This window comes from Xanthobacter agilis (assembly GCF_021730435.1).
In the GTDB taxonomy this organism is placed as follows: Bacteria; Pseudomonadota; Alphaproteobacteria; order Rhizobiales; family Xanthobacteraceae; genus Xanthobacter; species Xanthobacter agilis.
Genome location: NZ_JABWGX010000001.1, coordinates 159,051 through 176,498, shown reverse-complemented (window position 1 = coordinate 176,498; position 17,448 = coordinate 159,051). Strand labels below are relative to the sequence as shown.

At 67.4% G+C, this 17,448-nt stretch carries 13 protein-coding genes and 2 tRNA genes; 10 read left to right on the top strand and 5 right to left on the bottom strand.

What is annotated here, in order from left to right; genetic code table 11:
- Nucleotides 1-28 precede the first annotated feature (28 nt).
- The 5 genes from HUW53_RS00850 to HUW53_RS00830 all read left to right on the top strand — a co-directional run bounded on the left by HUW53_RS00850 (nt 29) and on the right by HUW53_RS00830 (nt 6,796).
- A complete protein-coding gene (locus tag HUW53_RS00850) occupies nt 29-598 on the top strand; it encodes a (2Fe-2S)-binding protein (protein WP_237343922.1) in 570 nt (189 codons plus the stop codon).
- Nucleotides 591-4,166, top strand: a complete 3,576-nt coding sequence (locus HUW53_RS00845) for a molybdopterin cofactor-binding domain-containing protein (RefSeq protein ID WP_237343841.1) — start codon at nt 591-593, stop codon at nt 4,164-4,166. Before HUW53_RS00850 ends, HUW53_RS00845 begins: the two co-directional genes overlap by 8 nt.
- A gap of 172 nt (nt 4,167-4,338) precedes the next feature.
- Nucleotides 4,339-4,668, top strand: coding sequence for a ferredoxin FdxA (gene fdxA / locus HUW53_RS00840; RefSeq protein WP_237343840.1), 330 nt, complete (start codon nt 4,339-4,341; stop codon nt 4,666-4,668).
- 38 nt (nt 4,669-4,706) lie between these two features.
- Nucleotides 4,707-5,480, top strand: coding sequence for a ferredoxin--NADP reductase (locus HUW53_RS00835; RefSeq protein ID WP_237343839.1), 774 nt, complete (start codon nt 4,707-4,709; stop codon nt 5,478-5,480).
- Between the two features lie 119 nt (nt 5,481-5,599).
- Nucleotides 5,600-6,796 (top strand): amidohydrolase family protein, encoded by a 1,197-nt coding sequence (locus tag HUW53_RS00830; protein WP_237343838.1) that lies wholly within the window; start codon nt 5,600-5,602, stop codon nt 6,794-6,796.
- 86 nt (nt 6,797-6,882) lie between these two features.
- On the opposite strand, the gene HUW53_RS00825 is transcribed toward HUW53_RS00830, so the two are convergent.
- Complete coding sequence (locus HUW53_RS00825) at nt 6,883-8,577, bottom strand: methyl-accepting chemotaxis protein (protein WP_237343837.1); 1,695 nt, start codon at nt 8,575-8,577, stop codon at nt 6,883-6,885.
- Between the two features lie 586 nt (nt 8,578-9,163).
- On the opposite strand from HUW53_RS00825, the gene HUW53_RS00820 reads away from it, so the two are divergent.
- Nucleotides 9,164-9,240: transfer RNA gene (locus HUW53_RS00820), tRNA-Pro, on the top strand.
- Between the two features lie 257 nt (nt 9,241-9,497).
- Here HUW53_RS00820 and HUW53_RS00815 read toward each other — a convergent pair.
- A complete protein-coding gene (locus tag HUW53_RS00815) occupies nt 9,498-10,793 on the bottom strand; it encodes a PrpF domain-containing protein (RefSeq protein ID WP_237343836.1) in 1,296 nt (431 codons plus the stop codon).
- 417 nt (nt 10,794-11,210) lie between these two features.
- Here HUW53_RS00815 and HUW53_RS00810 point away from each other — a divergent pair, with 417 nt between their 5' ends.
- The 3 genes from HUW53_RS00810 to HUW53_RS00800 all read left to right on the top strand — a co-directional run bounded on the left by HUW53_RS00810 (nt 11,211) and on the right by HUW53_RS00800 (nt 12,169).
- A complete protein-coding gene (locus tag HUW53_RS00810; protein ID WP_237343835.1) occupies nt 11,211-11,507 on the top strand; it encodes a hypothetical protein in 297 nt (98 codons plus the stop codon).
- 126 nt (nt 11,508-11,633) lie between these two features.
- The gene (locus tag HUW53_RS00805; RefSeq protein WP_237343834.1) at nt 11,634-11,939 is read left to right on the top strand and encodes an ETC complex I subunit; all 306 of its coding nucleotides are present in this window, start codon (nt 11,634-11,636) and stop codon (nt 11,937-11,939) included.
- A gap of 153 nt (nt 11,940-12,092) precedes the next feature.
- A tRNA-Arg gene (locus HUW53_RS00800) sits at nt 12,093-12,169 on the top strand.
- A gap of 152 nt (nt 12,170-12,321) precedes the next feature.
- Here the strand turns inward: HUW53_RS00800 and yhdJ are convergent.
- Nucleotides 12,322-13,233: an adenine-specific DNA-methyltransferase gene (yhdJ, locus tag HUW53_RS00795; protein WP_237343833.1), complete on the bottom strand. Its 912-nt coding sequence runs from the start codon at nt 13,231-13,233 to the stop codon at nt 12,322-12,324.
- Nucleotides 13,234-13,463: 230 nt separating this feature from the next.
- Between yhdJ and HUW53_RS00790 the strand changes: the two genes are divergently transcribed.
- The gene (locus HUW53_RS00790; protein WP_237343832.1) at nt 13,464-14,423 is read left to right on the top strand and encodes a DMT family transporter; all 960 of its coding nucleotides are present in this window, start codon (nt 13,464-13,466) and stop codon (nt 14,421-14,423) included.
- Between the two features lie 17 nt (nt 14,424-14,440).
- Here the strand turns inward: HUW53_RS00790 and serA are convergent, their stop codons facing one another.
- Both serA and HUW53_RS00780 read right to left on the bottom strand, forming a co-directional pair.
- The gene (gene serA / locus HUW53_RS00785) at nt 14,441-16,027 is read right to left on the bottom strand and encodes a phosphoglycerate dehydrogenase (protein WP_237343831.1); all 1,587 of its coding nucleotides are present in this window, start codon (nt 16,025-16,027) and stop codon (nt 14,441-14,443) included.
- A gap of 137 nt (nt 16,028-16,164) precedes the next feature.
- The gene (locus tag HUW53_RS00780) at nt 16,165-17,340 is read right to left on the bottom strand and encodes a phosphoserine transaminase (protein ID WP_237343830.1); all 1,176 of its coding nucleotides are present in this window, start codon (nt 17,338-17,340) and stop codon (nt 16,165-16,167) included.
- Nucleotides 17,341-17,448 lie beyond the last annotated feature (108 nt).

Sequence of the window (17,448 nt, the reverse complement as noted above, 5' to 3'; positions counted from 1 at the left end):
CCTGCGCGGAGCCTTGATCGTGCCTGAGATGCCCAGACATGCCAATGATGGCCCGGTTCAGCTGACGGTGAACGGCATCGCGTACAGCTTCGACCTGCCGCGTGACACCAAGCTCATCTATGTGCTGCGCAACGACCTTCAGCTCAACGGCCCCAAGTTCGGCTGCGGCCTCGGGGAGTGCGGGGCCTGCACCGTGCTCATCGACGGGGTGGCGGCCCGCGCCTGCGTGACCACCCTGAAAACCGCGGAAAATCGCGCCGTCACCACCCTTGAGGGGCTCGGCACGCGGGAGAGCCCGCACCCGGTGCAGGCGGCCTTCATCGCCGCCCAGGCGGCCCAGTGCGGCTATTGCCTGAACGGCATGATCATGACCGCCACCGCCTTCCTTTTGCGCCACCCCGCCCCCACCCTCGAACAGGTCCGCCACGCCCTGCGCTACAATCTCTGCCGCTGCGGCACCCATGTGGAAATCCTGCGCGCCGTGATGTCCGCCGCCGAAGCGTTTGGCGGGGCTGCCAGCGATTCGCCGGAGGGCGCGCCGACCGCTTCGGGCGAGCGCGATGCAGGTGAGCGTCCGGAGAGCCAGCCCCATGACTGAACACCTGAGCGACCCGGTCAGCGAGCCGACCCCCTCCCCGGCCGACCTGCTCGCGCGCGCCGGCACCCTGGCGGTGCTGCGGCCGGCGCAGCATGTGAAGGGGCTGGTGCCCACCGCACCGCCGCCCGATGGCGCCCTCGACCTGTTCCTGTTCCTGGACGACGGTGGGCGGATCCTGGCCTTCAACGGCCATGTGGATCTCGGCACCGGCATCCGCACGGCCTTGGCGCAGATCGTGGCGGAAGAACTGGATGTGCCGTTGTCGGCCGTCACCATGGTGCTCGGCCACACCTCCGGCACGCCCAACCAGGGCGCCACCATCGCCAGCGACAGCATCCAGATGTCGGCGATTCCGCTGCGCCATGCCGCGGCCCAAGCCCGGCACCATCTTGTGTCCCTCGCGGCGGCGGCGCTGGAACTGCCGGCCGCCGACCTCACCGTCACCGACGGCGTGGTGCACCCGCGCGCCGGGGGCAACGTAAGCCGCTCCTACGCCGCATTGCTGGAGGGGCGCCGGGACCGCCTGATGCTAGCCGAGCGCGTGGCGGTGAAACCGGCATCGGAGCATCGCATCGTCGGCCAGCGCATGCCGCGCGTGGATATTCCCGCCAAGGCCACCGGCGCCTTCACCTATGTCCACGATGTGCGCGTGCCCGGCATGCTGCACGGTCGCGTGGTGCGCCCGCCTTATGCCGGCGTGGATGCCGGCGACTTCATCGGCAAGAGCCTCATCGCCGTGGACGAGGCCTCCGTCGCCCACATTCCCGGCGTGGTGGCGGTGGTCACCATGGGCGACTTCGTCGGCGTGGTGGCCGAGCGCGAGGAGCAGGCGGCGGCCGCCGCCCTGGCCCTGAAGGTGGAGTGGACCGCGCCCCCGCCGCTGCCCGATCTCGGCGATATCGCAAAAGCCCTGCGCGCCAATCCGAGCACGCCCCGCCTGCTGCTCGACAAGGGCGATGTGGCGACCGCCCGCGCCCATGCCGCCGTACCCATGGACCGCACCTATGTGTGGCCCTACCAGATGCACGGCTCCATCGGCCCCTCCTGCGCCGTCGCCGATGTCCGCGACGGTGGCGCCACCATCTGGTCGGGCACGCAGAACCCCTATCCGCTGCGGCTCGACATCTCGGTCCTGCTCGGCATTCCGGAAGAGCGGATCGAGGTGCTGCGGTTCGAGGCGGCGGGCTGCTATGGCCGCAACTGCGCCGACGACGTGGCCGCCGACGCCGCATTGCTCTCCCGCGCCGTGGGCCGCCCGGTGCGGGTCCAACTGACCCGCGAGCAGGAACACGCCTGGGAGCCCAAGGGCTCGGCCCAGCTCATGGAGGTTTCCGGCGGCCTCAATGCGGACGGCACCCCGGCCGCGTATGATTTCTCGACCCGCTATCCCTCCAACGCCGCCACCACCCTGGCGCTGCTGCTGACCGGACGGGTGCCGGCCGACAATCCCGTGTTCCAGATGGGCGACCGCACGGCCATTCCGCCCTACGCCTACGACAACATCCGCGTTCAGGCCCTCGACATGGCGCCTATCGTGCGGGCCGCGTGGCTGCGCGGCGTCTCAGCCTTGCCCAATTCCTTCGCCCACGAAAGCTATATCGACGAACTGGCGGCCGCCGCCGGCGTCGATCCAGTGGAGTACCGCCTGCGCTATCTCCACGACCCGCGCGCGGTGGACCTCGTCAAGGAAGTTGCGGCCCGCGCCGGCTGGGTGCATCGCACCGGCCCGCGCCGCGAGGCGGTGGAGGGCGACGTGGTGCGCGGGCAGGGCTTCGCCTATGCCCTTTATGTGCATTCCAAGTTCCCCGGCTACGGCGCCGCCTGGTCGGCCTGGGTGGCCGAGGTGGAGGTGAACACCGCCACCGGCGACGTGGCCGTGAAGCGGGTGGTGGTGGGCCAGGATTCCGGGCTCATGATCAACCCGGCCGGCATCGAGCACCAGATCCACGGCAACGTCATCCAATCCACCAGCCGCGTGCTGAAGGAAGAGGTGAGCTTCACCGACACCGCCGTCGCCGACAAGGAATGGGGCGCCTACCCCATCCTCACCTTCCCCGAGGTGCCGGTCATCAACGTGGTGCTGATGCCGCGCCCCGATGATCCGCCCTTGGGCTCGGGCGAATCGGCCTCTGTCCCCTCGGCCGCCGCCATCGCCAACGCCATCTTCGACGCCACCGGCGTGCGCCTGCGCGAACCGCCCTTCACCCCCGAGCGGGTGCGCGCGGCGCTCGGCAACCCGTTGCCGCAGGAAGACGCGCCGCCACCGCCGAAGACCCGTTCCTGGTTCGCTCTGGCCGGCGCGGCGCTGGCGGGCGCGCTGGGCATGGCGGCGGTGGCCCTGCCCATCCGGGGCGCCATCGCCCCCATCACGCCACCGGACCCCTCGTCCTTCTCCGCCGACATGATCGCCCGCGGGCGCCAGCTCGCGGCCCTTGGCGATTGCGCCGTATGCCACACCGGGCCCGGCGGGGCCGTGAACACCGGCGGGCGGCCCATGGAGACGCCCTTCGGCACGGTCTATTCCACCAACCTCACGCCCGACCCGGAAACCGGCATCGGCCGCTGGTCCTACGCCGCGTTCGAGCGCGCCATGCGCGAAGGCATCTCGCGCGACGGGCACCACCTCTACCCCGCTTTTCCCTACACTTCCTTCACCCGGACCTCCGACACCGACCTCCAGGCCCTCTACGCCTTCCTGATGTCGCAAGCGCCGGTGGTGGCGCCGACGCCCAAAGCGAACATGAGCTTCCCGTTCAACATCCGCCCGCTCATGGCCGGCTGGAACAGCTTGTTCCTGCGCCCCGGACAGATCGAGGCCGACCCGGCGCGCACGCCCCAATTCAATCGCGGGGCCTATCTGGTGGAAAGCCTCGGCCATTGCGGCGCCTGCCACACGCCGCGCAACGCCCTGGGTGCCGAGAAGGCGGGCGCCGCCTATCTCGGTGGCGGCATGGTGGATGGCTGGGAGGCCCCCGCCCTCAACACCTTGTCCATGGCCCCCATTCCCTGGACGGAAGAGGAATTGTTCTCCTACCTGCGCACGGGATTTTCGCGCTTCCACGGCACCGCCGCCGGCCCCATGGCGCCGGTGGTAGAGGAATTGTCCGCTTTGCCCGACGCCGACATCCGCGCCATGGCGACCTATCTGGCATCATTCGCGCCGCCGGCCCAGGCCGAGCCCGCCGCACGCGCCGCCACGCTCCAGGCCGCGGCGACCACCGCCCTGCGCCCGCTCGATTCGCTCGGCGGCAAGCTCTATGAGGGCGCCTGCGCCGCCTGTCACGCGGATGACGGCCCGACCCTGTTCGGCGTGCGCCCGGCACTGGCGCTCAACACCAATGTCCACGCCGCGCGGCCGGACAATCTCATCCGCGTCATCCTGGACGGCATCCCGAACCCCGCCGCCCGTGATCTCGGCGACATGCCCGCCTTCCGCGACAGCCTGGACGACGGGCAGGTGGCGGCCCTGGTGCGCTACCTGCGCGGCACCTTCGCGCCGCAGGCCCCCGCCTGGAGCGGCGTCGAGGCGGCGGTGGCCCGCCTGCGCGCCACTCCGGGCACCCACTGACGACAGCGGCGCGCGGGCGGCACGCGTCGCCCCTGCCCAAACTCCCGGCACCGATGCCTGAAATGTCTGCATCGCGCAGCCTTTCCCCGCGTTGACAGGGGTCCGCCTGCGCTCTATTTCATTTGTACACAAACAAAATGCCGCTGCGCGCGGCGGTGAGAGCGAGCCTGCCATGGCCTATGTGGTGACCGAGAACTGCATCCGCTGCAAATACACGGACTGCGTGGCCGTGTGCCCGGTGGACTGCTTTTATGCCGGCGAGAACATGCTGGTGATCCACCCCGACGAATGCATCGACTGCGGCGTCTGCGAGCCCGAGTGCCCGGCCGGCGCCATCATGCCCGATTCCGATCCGCGTGCCGCGAACTGGGCCGCGCTCAACGCCGAATATGCGGCGCAATGGCCCAACATCACCGAGAAGATCGACCCGCCCGCCGATGCCGACGCCTGGAACGGCAAGGATGGCAAGCGCGACCTGCTCTCGTCCGCCCCCGCGGCCTGACACCCCCTCCCCCATTCCCGAACCTCCGGAGCCCTGCCTTGAGCAACCTGATGGAAGAGCGCGTGCTCAACGTGCGCCACTGGACCGACCGCCTGTTCAGCTTCACCACCAGCCGCGACGCCGGCTTCCGCTTCCGCAACGGCGAATTCACCATGATCGGCATCAAGGTGGAGGGTCGCCCGCTGATGCGCGCCTATTCGGTGGTGAGCCCGAACTATGAGGAAACCCTGGAATTCTATTCCATCAAGGTGCCCGACGGCCCCCTCACCTCCCGCCTCCAGCACCTGAAGGCGGGCGACCCCATCATCATCGGCCGCAAGGCCACCGGCACCCTCGTCATCGACAACCTCAACCCCGGCGCGAACCTCTACCTGCTGGGCACCGGCACCGGGCTTGCGCCTTTCCTCTCCATCATCCGCGACCCACAGACCTATGACCGGTTCGAAAAGATCGTGCTGATCCACGGCTGCCGGCAGGTGTCCGAGCTCGCGTACGGCGAAGAGATGGTCGCGGCGCTCCAGGCCCATGAGTTTCTGGGTGAGGAGGCGAAGGTCAAGCTGGTCTATTATCCCACCGTCACCCGCGAGCCGTTCCGCAACCAGGGCCGCATCACCACCCTCATGGAGAGCGGCAAGCTCTTTGCCGACATCGGCCTGCCCCCCCTCGACAAGGCCCGCGACCGGGTGATGCTGTGCGGCTCGCCGCAGATGATGGTGGACCTCAAGAACCGCCTGACCGCCCTCGATTTCGTCGAAGGCAACCATGGCGAGGCCGGCGACTTCGTGCTGGAGAAGGCCTTCGCCGAGCGCTGAAAAAATTCCCCCGAGGCGGTTTTCAACCGCTTCGGGGCGGCCTAGAATTTATATGCCTACAAATAAACGGCCGGGGTCGACCTCGCCTCTCCGGCTCATTGCTTCCGGAGATTGAAGGCATGGCACACGACGCCCCAGCCGGCCCCAAGGGCCACACCAAGCTCGTCATCCGCAACATCGGCCTCATCATCAGCGGCGACCTCGACCGGCCGATCCTCGATGCCGACACCATCGTCGCCGAGAACGGACGCATCAGCGCCATCGGCCGGCTGAAGGACGCGGACACCGAGGGCGCCACGACCACCATCGACGCCAATGGCGCGACCGTGACGCCGGGGCTCATCGACAGCCATGTCCACCCCGTCGCCGGCGACTGGACCCCGCGCCAGAGCCAGATGAACTGGATCGATTCGTCGCTGCATGGCGGCGTCACCACCATGATCTCGGCGGGCGAGGTGCATTATCCCGGCCGCCCGCGCGACGTCATCGGCATCAAGGCGCTCGCCATCACCGCCCAGCGCACCTTTTCCGCCTTTCGCCCCGGTGGCGTGAAGCTCCATGCGGGCGCCCCCGTCATCGAGCACGAGATGGAGGAGAACGACTTCAAGGAGCTCGCGGCGGCGGGCGTGAAACTCCTGGGCGAGATCGGCCTCGGCGGCGTGAAGGATGGCCCCACCGCCAACAAGATGGTGAACTGGGCCCGCAAATACGGCATCCAGTCCACCATTCACACTGGCGGCCCCTCCATCGCCGGATCCGGGCTCATCGACAAGGACGTGGTGCTGGAGACCGACGCCGACGTGGTCGGCCACATCAACGGCGGCCACACCGCCCTTCCCGATGGCCAGATCCGCTGCATCTGCGAAGGTTGCAAGCGGGGCCTGGAGCTGGTCCACAACGGCAACGAGCGCTCCGCCCTGTTCACCCTGCGCACCGCGCGGGAGATGGGCGAGCTGAACCGCGTCATTCTCGGCACCGACGGCCCGGCCGGCTCCGGCGTGCAGCCGCTGGGCATTCTGCGCATGGTCGCGCTGTTGTCGTCCATGGGTGAGCTGCCGGCTGAGCAGGCCTTTTGCCTCGCCACCGGCAACACGGCGCGCATGCGCGGGCTCGACTGCGGACTGATCGAGGTGGGGCGCAGCGCCGATTTCGTCATCATGGACACGGCCCAGCACTCCGCCGGCAAGACCCTGCTGGAGAGCGTCCAGCTCGGCGACCTGCCGGGCATCGGCATGACCATCATCGATGGCCTCGTGCGCACCGAGCGTTCGCGCAACACCCCCCCGGCCACCCGCGTGCCCACCATCGTGAAATGACCGTCACCGGGCGGCGTTCGCCCGGTGACGGTCAAGGGGAGAGGCTCCGACAGCCCGCCCGGCCGATGGCGGCCGGGCGGGCGCGATCAGGCCGCAGCGAACTCCCGCACGAAGGTATCCACCACCCCCTTGAGGTCGCCGGCCTGCTCGGAAAGTCCGGTGGACAGGCTCATGAGCTGCGCCGAGGCGGACCCCGTCATTCCGGCGGCCTGATGCACGCCGGTGATGTTCTGCGTCACCTGCTGGGTGCCGGTGGCGGCCTGCTGGCAGTTGTGGGCGATCTCGGAGGTGGCCACCCCCTGCTGCTCCACCGCCCCGGCGATGGCGGTGGAGGTCTCCTTGATGCTCGCGATCACGCGCACGATCTCGCCCATGGACTTTACCGTGCCCTCGGTGGCCTCCTGGATCTCGCCGACCTTGCCGGCGATTTCATCGGTGGCCCTACCGGTCTGCTCGGCAAGCTGCTTCACCTCGGCGGCGACCACCGCGAAGCCCTTGCCGGCGTCACCCGCGCGGGCCGCCTCGATGGTGGCGTTGAGGGCAAGAAGGTTGGTCTGCGCCGCGATGCCCTTGATGAGGTCCACCACATCGCCGATGGCGACCGCGGCGGACGCGAGCAGACCGATGCGCGCGTTGGACGATTCGGCCTCGGTGAAGGCGGTGTCGGCGACCATCGCAGAACGGGTCACCTGGCCGTTGATCTCCCGCACCGATGCCGCCATCTCCTCCGCCGACGAGGCCACCGTCTGCACGTTGGACGAAGCCTGCTCGGCGGCGGCAGCCACCGCCTGGGCCTGATGCGAGGTTTCCTCGGCCGTGGCGGACAGGTTCCGCGCGGCGGACGCCACCTCGCCGGACGACCGGGCAAAGCCGGCGGCCAGATTCTGCATCCGCTCGACGAAGGCCGTTGCGAGGGTCTCGCGACGGGCGAGCGCCTCGCGCTCCGCCCGCTCACGCGTGGCCGCCTGCTCACGCAGGTGCGCGGCCTCCTGGAGTTGGCCGCGCAGGGTGGCCAGCGCCTTGGCGATGGTGCCGATCTCATCGGCGCGTTCCTGGCCCTCCACCTCCACATTCAGCTCTCCGCGCCCGAGCGAAGACATGACATTGATGCCCTTCTGGAGCGGACCAACAACCCCCGCGCGCACCACGAGCACCGCCAGCGCGGTCACCACCAGCACCGCGGCCAGGATACCCAGCAGGGTGGTCCAGAACACGCGATGCAGCGCCGCCGTCAGGTCGTCGCTCTCCGCATCGAGCCTCTGGGTCAGGCGGCCATTGAAGTCCACGAGACTTGCCACCACCGCATCAAGCGCGGGCGAGCAGGTGTCGCGCATGACCATGCCGGCCTTTATATTTTCTTCCGCTGAGGTCCCCATCGCCAGACGGCTCGCCTCCTTGCACACTCCGTCAGCGGCCTGCGTGAAGCTCGCGTGCACGGCTTCGATGTCCGTCCGAAACGCGGGCAGGTTCTCGATCGCATCGGCGAAATTGCTCCGCACACCTTCCCGTTGTGTTTTCTGGCTTTCCAGTGCAGTGCGAACGGTCTGCTCCGTGTCCGATGCCGCCTGCTCGTAGATGGCGCCCTTGAACTGCGCAACGAAGCGCGCCACCCGCGCCAGTTTCAGGGAGCCGGTCGCCTCGTCGTTGAGCAACCTGGAATATTGAGCGTCGGCCCACAGCGTCTGCGAGATCGCGTAATAGGCGCCCCCGAGGCTCACCACACCCAAAAGCAAAAGAAGACTCACCACTTTCCAGGCCAGAGGCCAGTTCTTGAACGACATTTTTGCCCTCTCTTGTTCGACCGACTGCGCCGGTGCGGCGCTTCGCAGCTTCAAATGAGAAGCTGTGTCGTCGCTCCGCTCTGATCGCCCGTCGCGCGCCACCTTGCAGATGACAACATCTCCCCACAGTGCCCAACTTAGGTCACCGAAATTCAATTATATTTGTTTTATCTCAAATTACGTAACGTCATATTTGTGTATTCGGCCATAAATAATACAATGTCGCTCACATATATTCGCTTACATGCGGCCTCAGTATATAATTTATTGATGTAATTACTTATTTTGCAACCAAAAATTCATATTACAGTTATATTTTACCTCCCCTCCATCACTCGTCTCCCAACAGACATGAAAAGGCGGGACGCCGCGCGGCATCACCCGTGTTCGATCTCAGCCTGCCGCAATGATTTTGAAAGCAGGCAACGCCCCCGATGGCGGGAAGACACACCCGTGACATACACCGCGCACAAGCCGCGGCGGATGTTCAAAAGCCACCATTCCGGTTGCGTCGACCACAAGGTCGCGATCCGCCCCTTGTGCTCCCGCTCTTAAAAATGTAGCACTGGCGCCATTCTCCCTGTGTCGGAGCATAGCGCAGCCTGGTAGCGCATCTGCTTTGGGAGCAGAGGGTCGCAGGTTCAAATCCTGCTGCTCCGACCATTCCCCCTCAGTGATCCGGGCCTTGAAGCTCAAGCCTTTGCGCCATGTGCCGGCGCCTCCGGCGCCCGCGCGGCAGGGCTTTTCGCCCGCCTCCGCCGGTCGCGGGGTAGGCTCGCCTGGGCGTTGAAAAAGAAAGGCCCGGCCACCTCGCGATAGCCGGGCACGTTCAGTTCCAAAATGGCAGAAGAAGCGACCCGCGCTCCACCCCGCGCCCCGGAAAGCGCGCCGTCGGGCACTCCGGAGGGGGGCGTTCAGCCTTACCGTTGCACCGTGATATCGTCGCCGCGCAGGAAGAATGACGCGGCGGTGAGGTCGTCCGCCTCGACCCAGGCCTTCTGTTCGGGCGGCCGGCTGTTCTTGATATAGACGGTGCCGTCGCAGATGATCCGGGCCGTGCGCGGGAAGCTCAGCTCGGTGAAGGTGATGGCGTTGGGGCTCTTGCCCAGCACCGGGCGGGTGTTCAGGGTGAAGGTGCCGCTTGGATGGCCAAGCGTGAGCTGCCCGCCCTGGCCGGCTTTCAGGGCGCCCTCGCGCAGCGCCATGTTCGGGACCGTGCCGGGAATGGCCGCCGCCGCCGCAAGGCAGGTTGAACCGCTGCCCGGCGCCGCCGAGTGCATGATCGATTCGAGATAGAAGCGCGCCACCAGATCGATGCTCTCGGCCTTCACCGCGTGCCCGTCGAGATCGGTGTAGCCGGTGGGTGCCGCCACCGACACGGCGAACGGCAGGGTCGCCTTGCCGATGGTGTCACGCGTGTACTGGGTCCAGCCGATCAATTCCGCGATCTTCAGGCGCAGCTCGGTCAGACGCGCGAGCATGCCCGGCGGCTCCAGCACCGCCCCGGTGGGCGAGGGCAACTCCAGCCCGGTACAGCCAAGGCCGAACGTCTCCGCACGGAAGAAACCGCAAATGTTGACCATGTCGACGATGGTCACCTCCACCTTGCTGCCGTCGCTGAGAACCACCGTGTCGATGAGATTGCCGGTGGGAAAGGTCTGCCCCGTGAAGCCGCCGCCCTGGTCGCGAAAGTCCACCAGGATCTCGGCGCCGCTGCCGGGCACACCGCCGATGACCGTATCGCCGTCCACCCGCGCCTCGCCGTTCAGCACGTCGAGGGTCATGTACATCATCTTCTGCGTGTTGGTGGAAAAGGCGCGCACCGTGAGGCGGCCATCGGCGACACCGGGAATCATGTTCTTCATCAGCGCGAACACCGGCACGCCGGCCGAGATGTTCCCGCAATTCATCTTGTAGGTGACGGTCGCCGGCTGATCCGGGAAGATCTGCACGAAAGTGTAGTCCACATCCGCGCCGGGGCGGGTCGAGGGCGAAACGATGGCGGTCTTCGATTGGAGGATGGTGTCGCCCCCGAGCCCGTCCATCCCCATGGGATCGGGCGAACCGCGCACCGCCAGCAGGAACTCCTCCAGCCCCGCGCCCGGCGCGGGAACATTGCGCCCCTCGAAATAGAAACCGCGACTGCTACCGCCCCGGATCAAGGTGATGGGCGCCAGCATCTGCTCCAGATTTCTGTCGAAATGAAAATAGCTCATGACGTCACCTCCGCCCATAAGATGAAAGAGCGAGCGTGATGGATAGCGCGAACGCGTGACACCATTTGTACACACGCCACAACTACCGCCTTTATTTTCATCTCTCGCGAAATCACCCGCCCCTCAGTCCTACGCTACCCATCTTCCCCTCGCCTGTCGATGCGCGCGGAAGCCGGCGGAGGGGCGTTTAATGCGCCTGCCTTCAAAGGGTCGCGCAAAACCCCGGCGCCCGCGGGATCGGGTGATGTCGCGCCGTGCGGCGGCATGATGGCGCACCAGATCCCCGCACCCCGGATGCCGGCCCCCTGGCCGCCGCCCGGCCTCGGGGCCGGCGACGCCCGCGCGATACCGCTTGCATTCCATCTCGCCCGCGCGTCAATTCCCCCGCCCTAGCGGACCCGTGAACGGAACCGATTGATGCGAATCCCTCCGGCCGCCGCCCGACGCGGGACCGCCGCCCTCCTTCTGAGCTGCGCCCTTCTGACCGGTGGCGCGGCCCATGCGGACACCGGCGCCGCCGCGCGCTGCGCGGCCAAGCTGCCGATCGACGCCCGCGCCATCTACGATGCCAGCGCGCCCAAGCTGGTGCCCGGCGCCGATGGGCGCGCCGTCGTCACCGAGGAGACCCGCAAGCTCGTGCTCGGCGGTCAGGTGGACTTCACCAAGGCCCAGGATGCGGCCATGGCAGCCGCCGCCTGCCTCGTGCTGCGCTGAAACGGCAGCCGGATCTCGGCGATCGGTTGTCAGCGCCGCGCGCGCTCACTATAGATCCAGACGGAACAGACACCCTGTTGGGTCGGCGGGCCTCGCCCCGCCGCGATGGGAAGCGGGCTGAAAGACATGGTGGCACGCATCTACAAGCCGACACGCAACGCGATGCAATCCGGCGCGGCGAAGACCAAGCACTGGGTGCTTGAGTATGAACCCGAGAGCCCACGCACCGTGGAGCCGCTCATGGGCTACACCTGCTCGGTGGACATGCACAGCCAGATTCGCCTCTCCTTCGACACCAAGGAGGAGGCGGTGGCCTACGCGGAGCGCAACGCCATCCCCTATCAGGTGCTCGAGCCCCACGACGTGAGCCGGAAGAAGATCGCCTATTCCGATAATTTCGCGTTCCAGCGCATGGGGCAGTGGACGCACTGACCCGGCGCCTCAGGCCCGCGGCGGGCCGCTCCCCGGCCATAAGGTGAGCGACAACCCGCCCGCGCCTGGAATTGGAGCGGCTTTGCGCGGTGATGCGCGCCGACACATTCTCTCCAGCGACGGCATTCTGTTCGCATGCTTCGCCGGAGTTCCGGCCCCGTAGCTCAACTGGATAGAGCACTCGCCTTCTAAGCGAGCGGTTGCGTGTTCGAGTCACGCCGGGGTCGCCATCCCTGCCGGCGCGTATGGGTCCGAAGGCCGGAGCCTGTCACAGCCGCCGGCCGTTCTCGACGCCGCCACGAGAGCAATTTCAGCAAAAGTGTGCAGCGGTTTTGCGTCTGAAATCGCGATAAAACAAAATGCTCTAGACGCACCGTGACGCCTACGCCGTCCCGGATTCACCCACCGCCCTTGCATCCGGTTCCACATCCATCGGATCCAGCGCCCCCGGCACCGGCCCGCCACGATCGTGCTTGGATCGGTTCTTCGTCTTGCGCCGCTTCGATTTCGCCAGATCCTCCGGCGCATAGTCCGAGGGGATGTCGAGCCGACGCAGGCCGGTCTTCACATAAGCCTCGCTCAGCTCGATGCCGATGAACCGCCGGCCGAGGCGCCGCGCGACCGCGCCGGTGGTGAAGGTGCCGGCGAACGGATCGAGCACCAGATCGTCCGGATGGCTCGAGGCGCGAACGATACGCTCAAGCAATGCCTCGGGCTTCTGCGAGGGGTGGTCCTCATACTCGTCCATGCGGAAACGCACCCGCGGCAGGGCCCAGACATTGCCCGGCACCTTCTGTTGGTTGTAGGGGCGAGGCGGCTCCTTGCGATAATCGATCAAGCCCCGCCGCGCCCCGGTCTTCGCCTCCACCAGGATGTCGTCGGCATTGAAGGTGTAGGCGCGTGGATCCACCACCATGTGCAGGATCGGCTCGAACATGGAACCGAAAAACCGGCGCGCCTGCACCCCAGAGCTGTCATAGACCCAGACCATCCGCGACAGGATGGTAAGCCGCGTCCGGCAATACAGATCAAGGTGCGGCATCATCTGGGTGGCGGCCATGAGGTAGAAGCTGCCGCCCTGCTTCAGCACCCGTCGGCATTCGTCGATCCAGCGGTGGCACCAGGCAAGATAGGCCCCCTCCTCGCGCCGATCACCGACGCCGTCGAAATCCTTGCCGATATTGTAGGGCGGATCGGCGAACACGAGGTCCACGCTGCCCGTTTCAATCGCGCCGAGCGCATCGAGGGCGTCGCCATGGATGATGGTGCGGCCCAGCGATTCGAATGTACGCATCCGGCGTGTCCCACCTGTCCCCGGTCTCGGCGCGCGTCACTCTATCGCCCCCGGCGCAGCCGCGCCATGCGCTGTCCGCAGGGCGGCGGGCGCCGACCCGTCCTTGCGCTGCATACCGGATTGGCCGATCAGATCTGTTCAATGATGCGGGCGCCTCAGGGCAGACCCGCCGCGCCGGCGCGCACCGAACCGCCGGCGACACTTGGGAGGAATAACACTTGGGAGGAATCATGCCGGCCCCTGCTCTCCCGCGGCCCCTCAAGGGGCTGTTCAATGCGCCCTATGTCCTGCTCTGCCTCACATCGCTGCTGTGGGCGGGCAATCTGGTGCTCGGCCGCTATGTGGCGGGGCATGTGCCGCCATTCACCCTCGCCATGCTGCGGTGGATCGGCGCCACGCTCATCCTCACCCCGTTCGCCCTCGGGCAGATCCGCCGCGACCTGCCGCTGATTCGCGCTCATTTCTGGTCGTTGCTGCTGCTCGCCGGGACCGGCATCTCCTGCTTCAACGCCATGAGCTATTATGCGCTGCAATACACGGAGGCGCTGAACGGGCTCCTGCTGCAATCCATGGCGCCGCTGCTGGTGGCCGTGTGGTGCTTCGCCTTGTTCCGCGACCGGCTGCGCCTGGGCCAGGCGGCGGGCATCCTCACCTCGTTGTGCGGGGTGCTGCTCATCATCAGCCGCGGCGACATGGACACGCTGATTCACCTGAAGCCGAACATCGGCGACGTTTGGATTTTGATCGCGCTCCTCATCTATGCCTTTTACGCCGCCATCCTGCGCACCCGGCCGCCCCTCGGCCCGCTGTCGTTCCTCACCGTCATCATGGCGCTCGGGGCGGTGCTGCTGGTGCCGTTCGCCATTTGGGAATACGCCACCGGCCATGTGCTGACCTTCGACACACGGACCGTGTTCGTCCTCGCGTATGTGATGGTCGGCCCCTCGCTCATCGCCTATCTGTTCTTCAATCGGGCGGTGGAGCTGGTGGGCGCCAACACGGCCGCGCCGTTCCTGCACCTGATGCCGGTGTTCGGCACCGCGCTCGCCATCGCCTTCCTGGGCGAGCAGATCGCCTGGTTCCACCTGGGCGGCTATGCGCTGGTCATCACCGGCATTGCGCTGGCCACCTTCGCCGCCCGCAACGGCCGCAAGGACACCCGCGCCGAAGGGCAGGCCGGCGCGCCCTGATCGGCGGGAGCCGCCCCTCAGAAGGCCAGGGCGTTCACCTGCTTGACCTGCGGCAGCGCCCGCGCCCGCGCGATCAGATCGACCGGCAACGGACTGTCCACGGCAACAAGGGCGATGGCATCGCCCCCCGCCGTGTCGCGGCCGAGGGCGAAGGTGGCGATGTTGATGCCGGCCTCCCCCAACAGGCTGGCGAACTGGCCGATGAAGCCCGGCCGGTCCTCATTGGCCACATGGATCATGAACGGCGCGAAGGCCGCATCCACCGTGATGCCTTGCACATTCACGATGCGCGGATGCCCGTCCGTGAACACCGTGCCCGAGACGGAGCGGGCCTGCCGGCCCGTCACCACCGTCAGGGTGATGAGGCTTTCATAGTCGCCGGTGGCGGCGCGGGTGGTCTCCTCCACCACCATGCCCCGCTCGCGGGCGATGGCGGGGGCTGAAACCACATTCACCTCCTGCAACATGGGGCGCAGCAGGCCGGCGATGGCGGCGGCGGTCAGCGCCTTGACGTTCAGGCCGGCGACCGTCCCCTCATAGGTGAGGGTCACGGTCTCCACCTCCATGTCGGTGAGCTGGCCGGCGAAGGAGCCGAGCTTCTCCGCCAGTGCGACGAACGGCGCGAGGCGCGGCGCCTCCTCCCCCGTGATGGAAGGGAAATTCACCGCGTGGGAGACCGCGCCCGTCAGCAGATAGTCGCTCATCTGCCCGGCGATCTGGAGCGCGACATTGTCCTGGGCCTCCGTGGTGGCGGCGCCGAGGTGGGGGGTGCACACCACATTGTCGCGACCGAACAGGGGGCTTCTCACCGCCGGTTCCTCCACGAACACGTCGAGGGCCGCCCCGGCCACATGGCCGCTGTCGAGCGCGGCGGCAAGCGCCTCCTCGTCCAGCAACGCGCCGCGGGCGCAATTGATGATGCGCACGCCCGGCTTGGTCCGCGCGATGTTGTCCGCCGAAAGGATGTTCCGCGTCTTCTCGGTGAGGGGGGTGTGGAGGGTGATGAAATCGGCGCGGGCGAGCAGCGCGTCCAGTTCCACCTTCTCCACCCCCAGGGCCAGCGCGCGGTCCGCCGTCAGGAACGGATCGAAGGCCAGCACCTTCATCTTCAATCCCAGCGCCCGATCGGCCACGATCGAGCCGATGGTACCGCAACCGATGACGCCAAGCACCTTGGCGCTGAGTTCCACGCCCATGAAGCGGTTCTTCTCCCACCGCCCCGCCTGGGTGGAATGGTCCGCCGCCGGAATCTGCCGCGCAAGCGCGAACATGAGCGCAAGCGCGTGTTCCGCAGTGGTAATGGAATTGCCCAGCGGCGTGTTCATCACGATCACGCCGCGCGCGGTGGCCGCCCGCAGATCGATATTGTCCACCCCGATGCCGGCGCGGCCGATGACCTTGAGCCGATCCGCGCGCGCCAGGATCTTCGACGTCACCCGCGTGCCCGAGCGGATGACGAGGCCGTCATACTGACCGATGACCCCGGCCAGCCGCTCCTTGTCCTTGCCGAGGTCCGGCCGGACATCCGCAGCGATGCCGCGCGCCTCGAACACCTGGATGGCGGCCGGCGACAGCGGATCGGAGATCAGAACGCGCGGTGCCATGGCGCAGGCTCCAGATTCGGGCCTCGGATTCGAGCTCCGGCCCTCAACGGATCGCGCCCGCGCTCCGCCCTTCCCGCCGGGCGGAAAGGGCGCGCACGACGTGCGATCAGGCCGCCAAAGAAGGCGAGCGGCGCGGCTTACGCCGCCTGGGGCAGCGCGGCCCGCGCCTCGTTGAAGGCCCAGTCCAGCCAATGGGTCAGCGCCTCGACATCGGCGCGCTCCACGGTGGCGCCGCACCAGATGCGCAGACCGGGCGGGGCATCGCGATAGGAGCCGATGTCATAGGCGATGTCGCCCTTCTCCAGACCCGACGCGATAGCCTTGGCAAACGCCGCCTGGGCCTCGGCCGGCAGCGCCGTGACGGCGGGATCCACCACCCGCAGGCACACCGAAGTGTTGGAGCGCGTCACCGGATCCTTAGCGAGGAAATCCACCCAGGGCGTCATCGCCACCCAGCGGGCGATCGCCTCGAAATTGCGGTTGGCGCGCTCCTGGAGGGCCGACAATCCGCCGATGTTCCGCGCCCAGGTGAGGGCGTCGATATAGTCTTCCACGCACAGCATGGAGGGCGTGTTGATGGTTTCGCCCACGAAGATGCCTTCCATGAGCTTGCCGTTCTTGGTGAGGCGGAAGATCTTCGGCAGCGGCCAGGCCGGCTTGTAGGTCTCGAGCCGCTCCACCGCGCGCGGGGAAAGGATGAGCATGCCGTGCGCGCCCTCTCCCCCCAGCACCTTCTGCCAAGAGAAGGTGACCACATCGAGCTTCGCGAAATCGAGCCGCTGCGCGAATGCCGCCGAGGTGGCATCGCAAATGGTGAGGCCGGTGCGATCCGCCGCAATCCACTCCACATCGGGCACCATCACGCCGGAGGTGGTGCCGTTCCAGGTGAAGACCACGTCATGGGTGAAGTCGACGCTCGAGAGGTCCGGCAATTCGCCATAGGGGGCGGTGATGGCGCGGGCGTCGGCGAGCTTCAACTGCTTCACCACATCGGTGATCCAGCCCTCGCCGAAGGATTCCCAGGCCAGCATGTCCACCGGCCGCGCGCCGAGCAGCGACCAAAGCGCCAGTTCCACCGCGCCCGTGTCCGAGGCCGGCACGATGCCGATGCGGTAGTCCGCCGGCACCTCCAGCACCTCGCGGGTAAGGTCGATGGCTTCCTTCAGCTTGACCTTGCCGACCTTGGCGCGATGGGAGCGGCCGAGGGGCGCGTCCGAAAGGCCGCCGAGCGACCAGCCCGGCCGCTTGGCACAGGGGCCGGAGGAAAAATTGGGATTTTCCGGGCGCGTGGCCGGAGCGGGGTTCGCAGTCATGTGCCATCCTTGCAGATGATCGCCTCCCGTTGGGGGGAGGTGGCCCGCCGACGGCGATACGCCCGCGGTGGAGCCGGCGTCAAGCGCCGGTTCGCGCCCTGCGACCAC